13 protein-coding genes are annotated in these 15,761 nt (G+C 64.3%); 10 read left to right on the top strand and 3 right to left on the bottom strand.

The features are described 5' to 3' along the window. The first annotated feature begins 20 nt into the window (after positions 1-20). Positions 21-974, top strand: a complete 954-nt coding sequence (locus YU9_RS0114200) for an AEC family transporter (protein WP_027573442.1) — start codon at positions 21-23, stop codon at positions 972-974. A gap of 118 nt (positions 975-1,092) precedes the next feature. Here the strand turns inward: YU9_RS0114200 and YU9_RS0114195 are convergent, their stop codons facing one another. Beyond that, the gene (locus tag YU9_RS0114195; protein WP_027573441.1) at positions 1,093-2,277 is read right to left on the bottom strand and encodes a UbiH/UbiF family hydroxylase; all 1,185 of its coding nucleotides are present in this window, start codon (positions 2,275-2,277) and stop codon (positions 1,093-1,095) included. Between the two features lie 86 nt (positions 2,278-2,363). Here YU9_RS0114195 and pcsA point away from each other — a divergent pair, with 86 nt between their 5' ends. The 3 genes from pcsA to YU9_RS0114180 all read left to right on the top strand — a co-directional run bounded on the left by pcsA (position 2,364) and on the right by YU9_RS0114180 (position 4,925). Beyond that, the gene (gene pcsA / locus YU9_RS0114190; protein WP_027573440.1) at positions 2,364-3,143 is read left to right on the top strand and encodes a phosphatidylcholine synthase; all 780 of its coding nucleotides are present in this window, start codon (positions 2,364-2,366) and stop codon (positions 3,141-3,143) included. Continuing rightward, positions 3,140-3,874: a TerC family protein gene (locus YU9_RS0114185; RefSeq protein WP_027573439.1), complete on the top strand. Its 735-nt coding sequence runs from the start codon at positions 3,140-3,142 to the stop codon at positions 3,872-3,874. Before pcsA ends, YU9_RS0114185 begins: the two co-directional genes overlap by 4 nt. A 76-nt stretch (positions 3,875-3,950) precedes the next feature. Then, positions 3,951-4,925: a quinone oxidoreductase gene (locus tag YU9_RS0114180; RefSeq protein WP_027573438.1), complete on the top strand. Its 975-nt coding sequence runs from the start codon at positions 3,951-3,953 to the stop codon at positions 4,923-4,925. Between the two features lie 104 nt (positions 4,926-5,029). On the opposite strand, the gene YU9_RS0114175 is transcribed toward YU9_RS0114180, so the two are convergent. Continuing rightward, positions 5,030-6,226 (bottom strand): acetylornithine transaminase, encoded by a 1,197-nt coding sequence (locus tag YU9_RS0114175; RefSeq protein ID WP_027573437.1) that lies wholly within the window; start codon positions 6,224-6,226, stop codon positions 5,030-5,032. A 408-nt stretch (positions 6,227-6,634) separates the two neighbouring features. On the opposite strand from YU9_RS0114175, the gene YU9_RS0114170 reads away from it, so the two are divergent. After that, entirely contained in the window at positions 6,635-7,570 is a 936-nt protein-coding gene (locus YU9_RS0114170) for a hypothetical protein (RefSeq protein ID WP_027573436.1), read from the top strand. A gap of 176 nt (positions 7,571-7,746) precedes the next feature. Here the strand turns inward: YU9_RS0114170 and rimO are convergent, their stop codons facing one another. Continuing rightward, the gene (gene rimO / locus YU9_RS0114165; protein ID WP_027573435.1) at positions 7,747-9,066 is read right to left on the bottom strand and encodes a 30S ribosomal protein S12 methylthiotransferase RimO; all 1,320 of its coding nucleotides are present in this window, start codon (positions 9,064-9,066) and stop codon (positions 7,747-7,749) included. Positions 9,067-9,350: 284 nt separating this feature from the next. On the opposite strand from rimO, the gene YU9_RS0114160 reads away from it, so the two are divergent. The 5 genes from YU9_RS0114160 to YU9_RS0114140 all read left to right on the top strand — a co-directional run bounded on the left by YU9_RS0114160 (position 9,351) and on the right by YU9_RS0114140 (position 15,659). After that, the gene (locus YU9_RS0114160; RefSeq protein WP_027573434.1) at positions 9,351-9,914 is read left to right on the top strand and encodes a hypothetical protein; all 564 of its coding nucleotides are present in this window, start codon (positions 9,351-9,353) and stop codon (positions 9,912-9,914) included. A gap of 278 nt (positions 9,915-10,192) precedes the next feature. Then, a complete protein-coding gene (locus YU9_RS0114155; RefSeq protein WP_008564898.1) occupies positions 10,193-10,783 on the top strand; it encodes an ANTAR domain-containing response regulator in 591 nt (196 codons plus the stop codon). Further along, on the top strand, positions 10,780-11,943 hold the full coding sequence (locus tag YU9_RS0114150) for a CmpA/NrtA family ABC transporter substrate-binding protein (protein WP_027573433.1): 1,164 nt from the start codon (positions 10,780-10,782) through the stop codon (positions 11,941-11,943). Before YU9_RS0114155 ends, YU9_RS0114150 begins: the two co-directional genes overlap by 4 nt. Before the next feature lie 333 nt (positions 11,944-12,276). Further along, positions 12,277-14,058 carry a NirA family protein gene (locus tag YU9_RS0114145; protein WP_027573432.1) on the top strand — a complete coding sequence of 594 codons (1,782 nt, stop codon included), beginning with the start codon at positions 12,277-12,279 and terminating at the stop codon, positions 14,056-14,058. Then, positions 14,055-15,659, top strand: a complete 1,605-nt coding sequence (locus YU9_RS0114140; RefSeq protein ID WP_027573431.1) for a sulfite reductase subunit alpha — start codon at positions 14,055-14,057, stop codon at positions 15,657-15,659. The genes YU9_RS0114145 and YU9_RS0114140 overlap by 4 nt, the downstream gene beginning before the upstream one ends. Positions 15,660-15,761: the final 102 nt, after the last annotated feature.

Below are 15,761 nucleotides of genomic sequence, written 5' to 3'. Positions count from 1 at the left end.
CTTCAGAAAACACTTCATCAATGCTCGATATCCTCAATCTGGCGCTGCCTTATTTTGGCTTGATCTTCGTTGGTTTCGCCTGCGGCAAGGTCAAGTCCCTCCCGGAATCGGGCCTCGCCTGGATGAACTTCTTCCTGCTCTACGTGTCGCTGCCGGCGCTGCTGTTCGCGATCATGTCGAAGACGCCGTTTTCGGAATTGAATAACCCGCCGTTCCTGGTGGCGACCACGCTGTCGACGGTTGCGGCGTTCACGCTGGCGCTGGGGGTTGGCAAGCTGCTCGGCCGGCTGACGTTGCGCGAAGCGACGCTCGCTGGGCTCTCCGGCGGCTACGGCAATATCGGCTATATGGGGCCGGGCCTGGCGCTCGCGGTGCTGGGGCCGAAGGCGGCGGCGCCCACCGCGCTGATCTTCTGCTGCGACAGCATCTTCCTGTTCACGATCGTGCCGCTCTTGATCGAGCTCTCCGACCGCGATCATCCCTCGATCGTCCACGCCTTCGGCGTCGTGCTGAAGCAGATCGTGCTCAACCCGCTGATCATGTCGGCCTGCTTCGGCGCGGCGGTCGCAGCGCTACATATCGAGCTGCCGGTCGCGCTCGACCGCACCATCACCTTCCTGCAAAACGCGGCCGCGCCGACCGCGCTGTTCGTGCTCGGCGTGACCGTGGCGCTCCGCCCGTTCGACCGGGTGCCGTGGGAGGTGCCGGGCGTGATCGCGGTGAAGCTGCTGATCCATCCGCTCACGGCGTTCGCCCTGATGCTGGCATTCGGCCCGTTCGCGCAGCCCTGGGCCGCCACCGCCGTGCTGATGGCCTCGCTGCCGCCGGCACTGAACGTGTTCGTGATCGCCCGGCAGAACGATGCCTGGATCGAATCCGCCTCCGTGGCGGTGCTGCTAGGAACGTTCGCGTCGGTGGTCACGCTGACCAGCGTGATGTGGGCGATCCAAAGTGGGCGGGTGGCGTTTCCTTGAGCGCGAGAGATTGGCTTGATTGCTTGCCGCGGGGACGGTGAGCTCCCTCTCCCGCTTGCAAGCGGGAGAGATTGCACCGAGCCAGCGGTGAATTCGTTCAACCCAACGCGCTTCGAAGCTACCTGCGCCAGGTCGGCGTCAGGCCCTCGCGCATCGCAAACCGCCGGAGCGGGCCGATGGTGCCGAGCAGGTGCATGCCGACGGCGCGGACCGGCTGGAGCGGCAGGAAGTCGTTGAGCAGGGAGCGGTTGGCGAGGTCGATCGCAAAGGTGCGGCTCAAAATGTCCGGCCGCCGGGCGCGGTCGTAGCGCTTGAGGACCGCGTCGGCGCCGGGATCCTGTCCCGCGACGATGGCTTCGCCTGCGAGCCGGGCCATGTCGGCGGCATCGCGCAGGCCGAGATTGAGGCCCTGGGCGCCGATTGGCGGAACCACATGGGCGGCTTCGCCGACCAGCGCGATGCGGTCGCGGCCGAAGGATTTTGGCCGCTCGATCGCGAGCGGGAACAGGTTGCGCCCGGGCTCGACCGTCATGCGTCCCAGGATCGAATGCGATTGCTTCTCGATCTCGGTCGACAGCTCCTCGTCGCTCAAGCCGCGGAGCCGTTCGGCCTCCGCAGGCGCCGAGACCCAGACCACGCTAGAGCGGTTGCCGGGCAGGGGCACGAACACGCAAGGCCCGTGCGGCGTGTGGAACTCGGTCGAGACATTGCGATGCGGCCGGGCATGGCCGACGTTGAAGGTCAGCGCTGTCTGGTTCAGCTCGCGCCGCGTTACGGCGATGCCGGCGGCCTCGCGGCAAAGCGAATGCCGGCCGTCGGCACCGACCACCAAGCGCGCCGAGAGAAACTGTCCGGAGGCCGTGCGCACCGCGACGTCGTCGGCCTCGATGACGATGCTTTCGGCCTCGTCGTCGAAGCGGACGAGGTTGGCCAGCTCAGCCGCGCGCGCTTCCAGCGCCAGCATCAGCGAGCGATTGTCGATGTTGTAGCCGAACGCATCGAGGCCGATTTCGTGACAGGAGAAGCGCACCTCCGGCGCGCGGAACAGCCGGCCGGTGTCGTCGACGAGACGCATGACCTCCAGCGCTGCCGCCTTGTCCTTGCAGCGCCACCAGACGTCGAGCATCTCCAGCAGGTCGATGGAGGCACCGAGCAGCGCGGTGGTGCGATTGTCGGCGTAGGGCACGCGCCGCGCCACCAGTGCGGTCCGTGCACCCGCTTGCGCCACTGCGATGGCCGCCGCGAGGCCCGCCGGCCCGCCGCCGATCACGGCCGCGTCATGGAGTGTCGATGCGTCTGTCATGGAACGACATTTGACACGCCCCGCAGCAAATTCAAGCCCACTGATTTCGCCTGATTTTATGGCGAATTGTGCGGTCGTGCGCCGCAATGGCGGATGTGCAAACCGGTCGCATTCTGATAGCAGAAGCCATGGATACGCAGCAGGATTCCCTCAAGCCGAGACCGGCGATCCGCGCCGCGGCCTTCTCGGTGCACATCTTCACCGCATTCGGCGCGGCGATCGCGCTCTTGGCGATGCTGGAGGCCGTGCGCGAACACTGGGCGGCGATGTTTCAATGGCTTGGCGTCGCCCTGATCATCGACGCGATCGACGGGCCGATCGCGCGCCGGCTCGACGTCAAGAACGTGCAGCCGAACTGGTCGGGTGACGTGCTCGATCTCGTGGTCGACTTCGTCACCTATGTCTTCGTGCCGGCCTATGCGATTGTGGCGAGCGGGCTGCTGCTGCCGGTCGCAGCTCCCTTGCTCGGCATCGCCATCATCGTCACCAGCGCATTATATTTCGCCGATCTGCGCATGAAGGCCGACGACAATCATTTCCGCGGCTTCCCGGCGCTGTGGAATGCGGCGGCGTTCTACCTGTTCCTGCTGCACTGGCCGCCGCTGTGGTCGACGCTGCTGGTGGCCGCGCTCGTCGTGCTGACCTTCGTGCCGTTCCACGTGCTGCATCCGGTCCGCGTCGTGAGGCTGCGCTGGCTGACGATGTCGCTGATCGCGATCTGGGCGGTGCTCGGCCTCTACACGCTGGAGATGGATTTTCGCGTCGGCACCGGGGTGACCGTCGCGCTCTGCGCCATCGCGCTCTGGATCAGCTTCAGCGACGCCTTGATCCGCCTGGCGAGATTCTTGGCGAGATCCTTGGCGTGATGCACCTGTTGACCAGCCCCGAAGCCTGGGCGGCGCTGCTGACATTGACGGCGCTCGAGATCGTGCTCGGGATCGACAACGTCATCTTCCTGTCGGTGATCGTCTCGCGCATTCCGGAGCAACAGGCGCACCGCGCCCGCCAGATTGGGCTGGCGCTGGCGCTGGTGTTCCGCATTGTCCTGCTCAGCGTCCTGGTCTGGCTGATCGGCCTGACCGTGCCGGTGTTCTCGTTTGCAGGTTACGACTTCTCCTGGCGCGACCTCATCCTGATCGGCGGCGGCCTGTTCCTGATCGCCAAGGCGACGCACGAGATTCACGGTGAGGTCGAAGTCGATGACGAAGAGGGCGAGGAGAGGTCTGCTGGCAGCGCGTTCTTCTGGGTCATCGTGCAGATCGTGATCATCGACATCGTGTTCTCGCTGGACTCGATCATCACTGCAATCGGCATGGCGCAGGACATCGAGATCATGATCGCGGCCGTCGTGATCGCCTGCCTGATCATGTACATTTCGTCAGGGCCGGTGTCGCGATTCGTCGTGGAGCATCCGACCACGAAAATGCTGGCGCTGGCTTTCCTGGTGCTGATCGGCGTCGCGCTGGTTGCGGACGGATTCAAATTCCACATTCCGCGCGGCTACATCTATTTCGCAATTGCGTTCTCGGCGGCGGTGGAATTCTTCAACGTGCTGGCCAGGCGCAACCGCAAGAAGGCGAGCAAGCCGTCGGTCTAGCCGTTCCCGTGGGCGTCGAGTTGACAAGGCGGGCGCGATGTCTTTCGCTCAGCCTTCGATAAGAGGAGGTCAGGCGATGACCAAAGCCATCCGTGTGCACAAGATCGGAGGCCCCGAAACCCTGGTCTATGAGAGCGTCGACGTGCCGGCGCCTGGGCCGGGCGAGGTGCGCATCCGCCAGCATGCGGTCGGCCTCAACTTCATCGACGTCTATTACCGCACCGGCCTCTACAAGGCGCCGGGGCTGCCCTTCATCGCGGGCAACGAGGCCTCGGGCGAGGTTGTCGCGGTCGGACCCGGCGTCACGAATTTTCATCCCGGCGACCGCGTCGCCTATTACCACAATCTCGGCGGCTATACCGGCGAGCGCAACATCCCCTGGGAGAAGCTGGTCAAGCTGCCCGACCACATCACCTACGAGCAGGGCGCCGTGCTGATGCTGAAGGGGCTGACGGTCTGGTATCTGCTGCACAAGACCTTCAAGGTCGAGCCGCATCATCGCGTGCTGGTCCATGCCGCGGCGGGCGGCATCGGCCTGCTCGCCTGCCAATGGGCGAGGGCGCTCGGCGCGCATGTTATCGGCACCGTCGGCTCGCGCGAGAAGGCCGAGCTTGCCGAGGCCAACGGCTGCGACCACGTCATCCTCTATAACGAGGAGGATTTCGTTGCGCGCGTGAAGCAGATCAGCCGCAACGAAGGCTGCGACGTCGTCTATGACGGCGTCGGCAAGGCGACCTTCCCGGGCTCGCTGTCCTGCCTCAAGCCACGCGGCATGTTCGTCTCGTTCGGCAATGCCTCCGGCCCCGTGCCGCCGTTCTCGATCGCCGAGCTCAACAATCACGGCTCGCTGTTCGCGACCCGGCCGAAGCTCAACGACTATATCGGCACGCGCAAGGAGCTGCTGGAGGGCGCCGACACGCTGTTCGCCGCCGTCATCAACGGCAAGCTGCACGTGCCGATCAATCACGCCTACGCGCTGAAGGACGCCGCCAAGGCCCACATCGATCTCGAAAGCCGCAAGACCACGGGCGCGTCGATCTTGAAGCCGTAGCGCTTCCGTCATTCCCGTCATTCCGGGGCGATGCGGAGCATCGAACCCGGAATCTCGAGATTCCGGGTTCGGCTCTTCGAGCCGCCCCGGAATGAAGCAGCAACTTACGCCACCCGCCGTGCCGCGCCGGCCTTGGTCAAAATCCCGTCGAGACAATCAATCATCTCGGCGATCTCCCCCTTCGTGACGTTCAGTGCCGGCATGAAGCGCAGAGTGTCGACCTGCGGCGCGTTCAGCAGCACGCCGGACTCGAACGCCTGCGCGACGATGCTTGGTGCGATCGGCAGCTTGAGGTCGAGCGCGAGCAGCAGCCCGCGTCCCCGCACGCCGCCGAGGCCGTGCCGGGCCGAGACCTTCTGCAGCTCGCTTTCGAGCAAGAGGCCGGTCTCGGTGACCGCCTTCAGGAAGTCGGGCTTCTTGACCTCGTCCAGCACCGCAAGTCCCGCCGCGCACATGATCGGGTTGCCGTTGAACGTGCCGCCCTGGTCGCCATACGCGAAGCAGGCGGCGCGTTCGGTCGCGAGCAGGGCGGCGAGCGGCACGCCACCGCCGATGCCCTTGCCGAGCGTCATGATGTCGGGTGCGATCCCGGTGTGCTCGTAGTGGAAGAGCTTTCCGGTCCGGCCCATGCCGGTCTGGATCTCGTCAAAAATGAGCAACAGACCGTGCGCCTCGGTGAGCGCGCGCAGCTCCTGCAGGAACTGGTCGCTCGCCGGCCACACGCCTGATTCACCCTGGATCGGCTCGAGCATCACCGCGACGGTGTTGTCGTTGATCAGCTTCTCCACCGAGGCGATGTCGTTCAGCTTCGCCTTCTTGAAGCCTGATACCTTTGGCTCGAACAGCGGCTCGAACGCCTTCTTGCCCGAGGCCGACATCGTCGCCAGCGTCCGTCCGTGGAAGCCGCCTTCGAAGCTGATGATCTCGAACGCGCCGTTCCTGTGCAGGCTGCCAAATTTCCGCGCGAGCTTGATCGCGCCTTCATTGGCTTCCGCACCGGAATTGGCAAAGAACACCTGGTCGAACGCACTGTTCTCGACGAGTGCCTGCGCCAGCTTGAGGCTCGGCTCGTTGTAGAAGGCCGGGCTCGGCGTCAACAGCCGCTTGGCTTGCGCGCTAAGCGCGTCAGCAATCGCGGGCGGGGAGTGGCCGAGGCAGTTCACGGCCCAGCCCTGCACGAAATCGAGATAGCGCTTGCGGCTGTCGTCCCAGAGGTAAGAGCCGGCGCCGCGGACGAACACGGCCTTGGGCCGTGCGGTGATGTCCATCAGCGCGTCATACGGATGGGTGGCGGTGGTCATGTCGAACTCCTCTGGAGGCGGGTGAAAACGGGGCGCAAGAAGCAGAAAGGCCGCACCTTGCGAGTGCGGCCTTCTCGAAAACTGGCTGAATTCAGTGGTTCAGCGGCGTCGTCGGACATGGCGCACCCTCTCATCGTCGCGGGAGCGACGACGGAGCATTTCGGTGCGCTGATGGGTCCGGGCGTTGATCATGGGGCGCGTCCGTACAGCCGAATGGCAGGGCTTGTCAAGCGGACGCCTTCCGCAGCACGCGTCCAGCGTGTGCCACCACCGTACGGTCAATGAGCTGCTCCGGCTAGAAACCATGGCGCCTCTGCCGCGTTTGTGATCAAAGCACGCGATTTGGTTCGAACCGGACGCAACTCGGCTCAGACCAAGAGTGGCGGGACCAAAGAGACAGTTTCAGCCTTGTCCGATACGACGTACCCGATCGACCTCGACAGCATTCGCGGCGCGTTTCCGCCGGGTATCGACGCGCCGCCGCTGCTGGTCGATTTTGCCGCCTGGCTCGAGGGGCGCCCCTGGGGCAGCGTCGGCCGCTTCTCCTTGCAAGGCCAGTTCTCCGATTCCGCGCCGATCGTCGACGGCAGTCCGTTGCGCGACAGGTTCTCGCTGTTCATGCGGCTGCCGGATGGCTCTGCCGTCGGCGGCTGGTATGGCGCCGGTCTCGACCGCGACAATCCTCCGATTGTTGGGCTGGGATCGGAAGGCGATTACGAATTGCTGGCGCCAAGCCTCGACGGATTGCTTGCAAGACTGACGTCGCAGCAGTTCGACAAGGCCTGGAGTGATCTCCTGCCGGACGAGGAGGTCGGGTGTCAGACCGTCGAGCTTGCACAGTGGCTCGCACGGCGGCCGATTGGCGAGCCTTGCGAAAGTGACGCTTCGGATTTGCCAGACTTTCGGGGCTTCATGGAAGAATGGGTGCGGGAGCGCGAGGAATATTGGGCCAATCACCGCCTGATGGCCGAGCTCGGTTGGCGACTCGCCGCGCATCTGCCCGAGGGCAAGAAGCCGTGGGACCAGACGCGCTTCGAGATCGCCATCGTCGGCGCACAATATCAGGCGCGCGTGCTGAGGCGCGGGCCGCAGCCTTTCGAAGAGGCGGCCTCGATCGAATCCCTGCTGCGCGATCTGCGCGAGGAGATGCGCCGCGCGCAGCCGGACCTCGGGCTGTGGTATGCGATGAAATTCGGCCTCTATGCTGACGGCCGCATCATGCCGAGCTTCGAATACGACGTGCGCCCGACCATCGGGGGCGAGCCAGCGCTGCTAACCGAAGCGAAGGCCGATCTCGCCCGCGCGCCAAGGCCGGAGCGCTGGGTGCCGCAATGGCTGGCGTGATGGAGCTGTAGCTCCAGCGACGCTAACGGCTGCGCTTGCTTGCGCATATTCTCAAGAGGCCGTCATGCCCGGGCTTGTCCCGGGCATCTACGTTCTTCGTGCCGGGCGTCAACGCGTGGATGACCGGGACAAGCCCGGCCATGACGCTGTGGAAGCATTGGTGGGCACGAATTCCGTCAGAACCCCGTGACGCTGCCGTGCAGGTCGTATGCGTCGGCGCGCTCGATCTTGGCCGTGACGATCTCGCCGACACGCAAGGGGCGGCGGCTGGAGAGATAGACCGCACCGTCGATCTCCGGCGCATCCGCCTTGGAGCGGCCTTTCGCGACCGTCGGGCCGACCTCGTCGATGATGATCTGCTGGCGCGTGCCGACCTTGCGCTTCAGCCGCCGCGCCGAAATCTTCTGCTGGCGGGCCATCAGCGCGTTGTAGCGCTCCTGCTTGACCTCTTCGGGTACGGGGTTCTCGATCGCGTTCGAGGTGGCGCCGGCGACCGGCTCGTATTTGAAGCAGCCGACGCGGTCGATCTCGGCCTCGTCGAGCCAGTCGAGCAGATAGGCGAAATCGGCATCGGTCTCGCCGGGGAAGCCGACGATGAAGGTCGAGCGCAAAGCGAGATCGGGACACTCCTCGCGCCAGCGCTTGATCCGCGCCAGCGTCTTGTCCTGCGCCGCCGGACGCTTCATCGCCTTCAGCACTTCGGGGCTCGCATGCTGGAACGGGATGTCGAGATAGGGCAGCACCTTGCCCTCGCTCATCAGTGCGATGACCTCGTCGACATGCGGGTAGGGGTAGACATATTGCAGCCGGACCCAGGCCCCGAGTTCGCCGAGCTCGCGCGCGAGGTCGAGGAACTTGGCGCGGACCTGGCGGTCCTTCCATGGGCTCTCGGCATATTTCAGATCGACACCGTAGGCCGAGGTGTCCTGCGAGATCACCAGGAGCTCCTTGACGCCGGCGCCGACCAAGCGCTCGGCCTCGCGCAGCACGTCATCGGCCGGGCGCGAGACGAGGTCGCCGCGCAGCTTCGGAATGATGCAGAAGGTGCAGCGGTTGTTGCAGCCCTCAGAGATCTTCAAATAGGCGTAGTGGCGCGGCGTCAGCTTGATGCCCTGCGGCGGCACCAGGTCGAGATGCGGATTGTGCGCCGGCGGCAGCGCGCGGTGCACGGCGTCCAGCACACTCTCGTACTGCTGCGGGCCGGTGATGGAGAGCACGCCCGGATAGGCCTGCTCGATCTGCTCGGGCTCGGCGCCCATACAGCCGGTCACGATCACCTTGCCGTTCTCGGCCATGGCCTCGCCGATCGCCGAGAGCGATTCCTGCTTGGCGCTGTCGAGGAAGCCGCAGGTGTTGACGATGACGATGTCGGCCCCGTCATGCTTGCGGGCGAGCTCGTAGCCCTCCGCGCGCAGGCGCGTGATGATGCGCTCGGAATCCACCAAGGCCTTGGGGCAACCGAGTGATGTGAATGAAATGCGCGGCGCTCTTTCCATGTAATCGCCTGGAACCTGCATCTGAATTGTCTGGATTTACGATCCAAGTAATTGAACCGATGGCGAAACTCAATAACTAACCGTATGCGGCGCGATGCTAAAGCAGTCCTCGCGCGTATTTGGCGTGATCGGCGAGTCACTAGGGAAGGTATGGACTGACTGAGGGTTCCCAATCTGGAAGCTCATTCGGATCGAGCGAGTGGAGGATCCGAGGTGAATTGCTCGAACGTGGCCGTTTTGATTGTTGTTCTGTTTCTTGCTTGATTCCACGGAGCTTAACTGCGATGCGCCGTTTCATCTTCGGCTTGGCTTTCGTTACCGTTTCCTATGGCGCTATGTTTCCGGCGCGAGCTGAAGTCGACAAGATCATCCATGTCTGTGATCGGCAAGAACGATTGTGTCCGGAATTCAGGCCACGCGTGAAAGCGCCTGATGGGTGGATGAGGGACGAGGCCGCGAGCCTCAAGTACGGCGCATCGATGTTCGTGCCTAACGGGAAGAAATTCGGTAACGCAGAAGCCATCATCTATGCCGAAGGGCGCTACAACAAGGACCGGACCGAATTGGTTCAATGGGTCGCTGCCAGTGATCGGGATTGGGCGACGACATCCGGCAAGGATGCAAAGATCGCCACGCTTCCCTCGGTCAACCCCAAGGTCATCATCAACCGCTACGACAATCCGTCCCTGAAGGACCAGCCGATCGAAGTGATCGCGCATTACGCCGATCTCGACAAGGACGGCAACTCCTACGTCGTGCGGCTAGCGGTCTCCGGCCGCAATGAGACGGCGGTGCGGGCCGCCGTGCCACTTCTCGAAAAGATGATCGTTGGCGCGAAGATTCCCTGAGAGCATGAGTTCCGCTTCGCAGCCGAAAGCTGAAGTCTTACCTTAACGAGGACACGACCGCCTGCGCGAGCGTTTTCTTGCGAGCGGGCGGCACGGAAAGTTTACATCCGTTTTCTCAGGGCACCCGAGCGAGACGAAGCTGACCTTGGGCGCAGCCGTCGGATCCATATCTGATCTGCCTGATTGACGAGCCTGAGCTAGTCCCAATTGCCCATAATTACAACCCTTTGCAGGGCGTTCCGGCGTGCTATGGATGAATCACTGGTGGTGAGTGAGCTATGAGCGCCGAACAGTCGCCCAAAATCGTGATCGTCGACGAAAGCCCGATCCGGGCCGCGATCCTGGAGGAGGGGTTGCGGGAGGCCGGGTTCACCCAGGTCGTCCATATCCGCGAGATGCAGAGCCTGCTCGCCCGTATTTATGCGGTGGACCCCGACATCATCCTGATCGATCTCGAAAACCCCAGCCGCGACGTGCTGGAGGCGATGTTCCAGGTCAGCCGCGCCGTGAAGCGGCCGATCGCGATGTTCGTCGATCAGAGCGATTCAGCCTCGATCCAGGCTTCAGTGGAGGCGGGCGTATCCGCCTATATCGTCGACGGGCTGAAGAAGGAGCGCATCAAGCCGATCCTCGACCTCTGCGTGTCCCGCTTCAACGCCTTCGCCAAGCTCCAGGAGGAGCTGGAGCGGACCAAGTCGCAACTCGAGGACCGCAAGATCATCGAACGCGCCAAGGGCATCCTGATGAAGGTGAAGGGCCTGACCGAAGACGAGGCCTATGTGCTGCTGCGCTCCACCGCGATGCGCGAGAAGAAGAAAATCGGCGAGATCGCGCAGTCGATCATCACCGCGTCGGAGATGCTGAAATGACCGCCACCCTCCGCATCGGGTTCATTCCGCTGGTCGATGCCGCCGCCCTGATCGTTGCGGTCGACAAGGGATTTGCCGCCGCCGAAGGGCTCGAGGTCGAGCTGGTGCGCGAGGTCTCCTGGTCCAACGTGCGCGACAAGCTCAATATCGGCCTGTTCGACGCCGCGCATCTGCTGGCGCCCGTCGCGATCGCGTCCTCGCTCGGCCTCGGTCACGTCAAGGTGCCGATCGCCGCGCCCTTCAACCTCGGCATCAACGGCAATGCGATCACAGTGTCGCCGGCGCTGCATGCCGCGCTGATGGAGGAGATCGACGGCGATCGTTTTGATCCGATGGCCACCGCGAAGGCGCTGGCGAAGGTCGTTGCCGTCAGGCGCAAGGCCGGCGCCGAGCCGCTGACCTTCGGCATGACCTTCCCGTTCTCCACCCACAACTATCAATTGCGGTTCTGGATGGCGGCGGCGGGCGTTGATCCCGACGAGGACGTGCGCCTCGTGGTGCTGCCGCCGCCCTATATGGTCGACAGCCTCAAGAACGGCCATGTCGATGCGTTCTGCGTCGGCGCGCCCTGGAACTCGCTCGCGGTCGACCTCGGCATCGGTCACATCCTGCATTTCGTCTCCGACATCCTGGTCCGTGCGGCGGAGAAGGTGCTGGCGGTCCGCCAGACCTGGGCCGAGGCCCATCCGGACGTGGTCGCGAGCCTGGTGCGGGCGGCGGTGAAAGCCGCCGAGTTCATCGAGCGTCCGGAAAATCGGACCGAAACGGCGCGGATCCTGGCGCAGCCCGAGCGGATCGGCGTCGATGCCGAAGTCATCCAACGCACCCTGACAGGGCGTCTGAAGATTTCTCCCGATGGCACATTCCGGGAAAGCGGCCGCTATCTCCTGGTGGGCCGCGAGGAGGCAGGCCGCCCCGATCCGGTGCAGGCCGCCTGGCTCTATGCGCAGATGGTGCGGTGGGGGCAGACGGCGCTGACCCCTGATGGCGTCAAGACGGCGATGGCGGTGTTCAGGCCCGATCTTTACGACGCGGCGCTCGGCAACGGGGCGCCCGCCGAAGCGCCCGCAGCGTTCGGCGCCTTTGCCGGCCCCGTCTTCGACCCTGGCAACATCCGGGGACATCTCGAGGCCTTCGCGGTTGGGCGCTGGAAGGCCTGATTCGAACCTGCTTTGTTTTTGAGCACGCAAGTTCGTTGGCTAATCTTTGTGCTAGCTGCTCGAATTTCGGGAGAGTTCCGAGACCGGCATTTTCCGGGGCTTCTCCTAATCGTCTGAAACTGCAACCATTTTTATTTCGACCAAGCTGGCACGCAACTTGAATATTGCACTGCGGCCAGCTTGTCATAGGTGCCTGCTGAGCCAAGTCCCGCAGCAACGAAGCTGATCGGACCGTGGGTAACGAAGCCGGCTCCTGAGCCAGCCCGAGTTCCTCGCGGGTCGCGCCAATCCGTCGAAGCCACTTTGGTGGCCGCAGGAGCTTCGTTACCGACCATGAAAATCGATACGCTCTCAGTCGACTTTACCGACGAGCAGAAACGCTATCTCGAAGGCTTCACGACCGGTCTGCAGATCAGCCGGGTCGGCCGCGGCCTCGGTGGCGCCGCCAGCAAGGCGAATGCCGAGCCGACCGGTCCCGACGCCGTGCACATCAAGGCGCAGGACAAGGTGATCGCGTCGGGCAAGAAGCTCGCCGACCAGGAGAAGTTCAAGCGCGACGAGCATCCCTTCGACGCCTATCCGCGGCTGCGCCAGCAGGCGCTCGACAACACCCCGCCGAGCCCGGCAGACAATTTCCGCTGGCGCTATTACGGCATCTTCTACGTCGCGCCGACGCAGGACTCCTACATGTGCCGCCTGCGCATTCCGAACGGCATCATGAAGCACTGGCAGCTGTCGGGCCTTGCCGATCTCGCCGACGAGCTCTGCGGCCCCTACAGCCACGTCACGACACGCGCCAATCTCCAGCTGCGCGAGATCCCGCCGAAGCACGCGATCAGAATGATCGAAGGCATCCAGGATCTCGGCCTGTGCTCGCGCGGCTCCGGCGCCGACAACATCCGCAACGTGACGGGAACCCCGACGGCCGGCATCGATCCGCAGGAAATCATCGACACGCGGCCCTATGCGCGCGAGTGGCACTACCACATCCTCAACGACCGCTCGCTCTACGGTTTGCCGCGCAAGTTCAACGTCGCCTTCGACGGCGCCGGCAGGATCGCGGTGCTGGAAGAGACCAACGACATCGCCTTCACCGCGTATGAGGTGAAGGACGGTTTCGGCGTCGAGCCCGGCGTCTGGTTCCGGCTCGGCCTTGGCGGCATCACCGGCCACAAGGACTTTGCAAAATATTCCGGCATCATCGTCAAGCCGGAGCAGGCGACCGCTGTTGCCGACGCCATCGTGCGTGTCTTCATCGATCACGGCGACCGCACCAACCGCAACAAGGCGCGGCTGAAATACGTGCTCGACGCGATGGGCCATGACGGCTTCCTCAAGCTGGTCGAGGAGCGGCTGAAGGCGCCGTTCACGCGCGTGCCGGAAGAGGCGTTTCTCCCGCGGCCCGCCGCCGACCGCATGGCTCATATCGGCGTGCACAAGCAGAAGCAGGACGGCCTCAACTGGATCGGCGTGTCGCTGACGCTCGGCAAGCTCACCTCTGATCAGATGCGAGGCCTCGCCAAGCTTTCACGCGACCTCGGCGACGGCGAGATCCGCCTGACGGTCTGGCAGAACCTCTTGATATCAGGCGTGCGCGACGAGAATGTCGAGCTTGCGATCGCGGCCATCAAGCAGATCGGGCTCGCGGTCGAGGCTTCGCACATCCGTGCCGGCCTGATCGCCTGCACCGGCAATGCCGGGTGCCGCTTTGCCGCGGCGAATACCAAGCGCCATGCCGCCGAGATCGGCGACTGGTGCGAGCCGCGCGTCGCGATGGACAAGCCGGTCAACATCCACGTCACGGGCTGTCACCATTCCTGCGCGCAGCACTACATCAGCGACATCGGCCTGATCGGCGCGCGTGTGCCGGCCGGCGAGGAAGACACGGTCGAGGGTTATCACCTCTTCACCGGCGGCGGGTTCGGTCCCGACGCCGATGTCGGGCAGGAGGTCTATCACGACCTCAAGGCCGAGGACGCGCCGAAGACGGTCGAACGACTGCTCAAGGCCTACATCGCCCATCGCTCATCTCCCGAAGAAACCTTCCTGTCCTTTGCGCGCCGCCATGACGGCGAGACGCTGCGCAAGCTGGCCGATGCACAGGTGTCCGCATGAACCAGATCACCCCTCCGCCGAAACTCGATCTCATTCCCGCCAGCGCACCGTTCTCCGACGCGCAGCGCTCCTGGCTGAACGGCTTCTTTGCCGGACTGCTCTCGCCTGATGTCGCAACGCCGCTGTCGGCGGAGCAGGGCGCCGCCGTCATGCAGGCCGGCGATGGTGACGACGGCGAAGCGCCATGGCACGACCAGACCATGCCGATCGCCGAGCGGATGAAGCTCGCGGAAGGGCGCCCCCTGCGCCGCAAGATGATGGCGGCGATGGCGCAGCAGGACTGCGGCCAGTGCGGCTACAACTGCCACGACTATTCGGAAGCGATTGCGAGCCGCAGCGAAGCGCGGCTCAATCTCTGCGTTCCCGGCGGCAAGGAAACCGCGCGGATGCTGAAGTCGCTGTACGAGGAGCTCGACAAGGCCCCGATGGCCAAAGCGGCGGACAAGCCGGACGCTCCGGCGCCGGCCGTGACCGTGACCATCGCAGAGCCCGGCCGCTCGCGCGACAATCCGACCGAGGCGATGTTCCTGTCGCGCCGTCTTCTCAATAAGGGCAAGTCGGAGAAGGAGACCTACCACATCGAGTTCGATCTCTCCGAGAGCAAGCTCGACTACGTGGTCGGTGATTCCTTCGGCGTGTTCGCGCGCAACGATGTCGGCCTCGTCGACCAGATCATCGCGCTGCTCGGCGCCTCCCACACCACCAAGGTCAACGGCAAGACGCTGCGCGAGGTGCTGATCGACGACGTCTCGCTGTCGCCGGCGCCCGACACGCTGTTCGAGCTGATCTCCTTCATCACCGGCGGCGCGCAGCGCGAGAAGGCGCGGGCGCTGGCGCAGGGCGAGGATCCCGATGGCGATGCCGCAACCCTCGACGTCATGGCGGCGCTGCAGAAGTTTTCGGGCACGCGGCCGCATCCGGAGGCTTTCGTCGAGGCGCTGGAGCCGCTGCAGCCGCGGCTCTATTCGATCTCGTCCTCGCACAACGCGACGCCGGGAAAATTGTCGCTGACAGTCGACTCCGTGCGCTACGTCATCGGCAAGCGCAAGCGCCTCGGGGTCGCCTCGACCTTCCTCGGCGAGCGCATCGCCGAAGGCGAGAAGCTGAAGGTCTATGTGCAGAAGGCGCATGGTTTCGGCCTGCCGCAGGATCCGAAGACGCCGATCATCATGGTCGGACCCGGCACCGGCATCGCGCCGTTCCGCGCCTTCCTGCTCGACCGCAAGGCGACCGGCGCGCCCGGAAAGAACTGGCTGTTCTTCGGCCATCAGCGCAGCGATTGCGATTTCTTCTACCAGGAGGAGCTCAACGCGATGAAGACCTCGGGTCTGCTGACGCGACTGTCGCTGGCCTGGTCGCGCGACGGCGAGAAAAAGTTCTACGTGCAGGACCGCATGCGCGAAGTCGGCCGCGAGCTGTGGACCTGGCTCGCCGAAGGCGCGCATCTCTACATCTGCGGCGATGCCAAGCGCATGGCCAAGGACGTCGAGCGCGCGCTGGTCGACATCGTCGCCCAGTTCGGCGCGCGTTCGACGGATGAGGCCGTCAGTTTCGTCGCCGAGCTCAAGAAGACCGGCCGCTTCCAGGCCGACGTGTACTAACGACTGTCATTCCACTGTCATCCGAGCCGGTTCCAACTGGCTCGGATTTGAACGAATAAGATTCTCGGAACTCCCACTTCAAGAGAATTTATAGCTGCGATG

This window comes from Bradyrhizobium sp. WSM1743, assembly GCF_000473065.1.
Classification (GTDB): Bacteria; Pseudomonadota; Alphaproteobacteria; order Rhizobiales; family Xanthobacteraceae; genus Bradyrhizobium.
The sequence above is the reverse complement of the archived record's forward strand: the minus strand, read 5'-3'. Positions and strand labels throughout refer to the sequence as shown.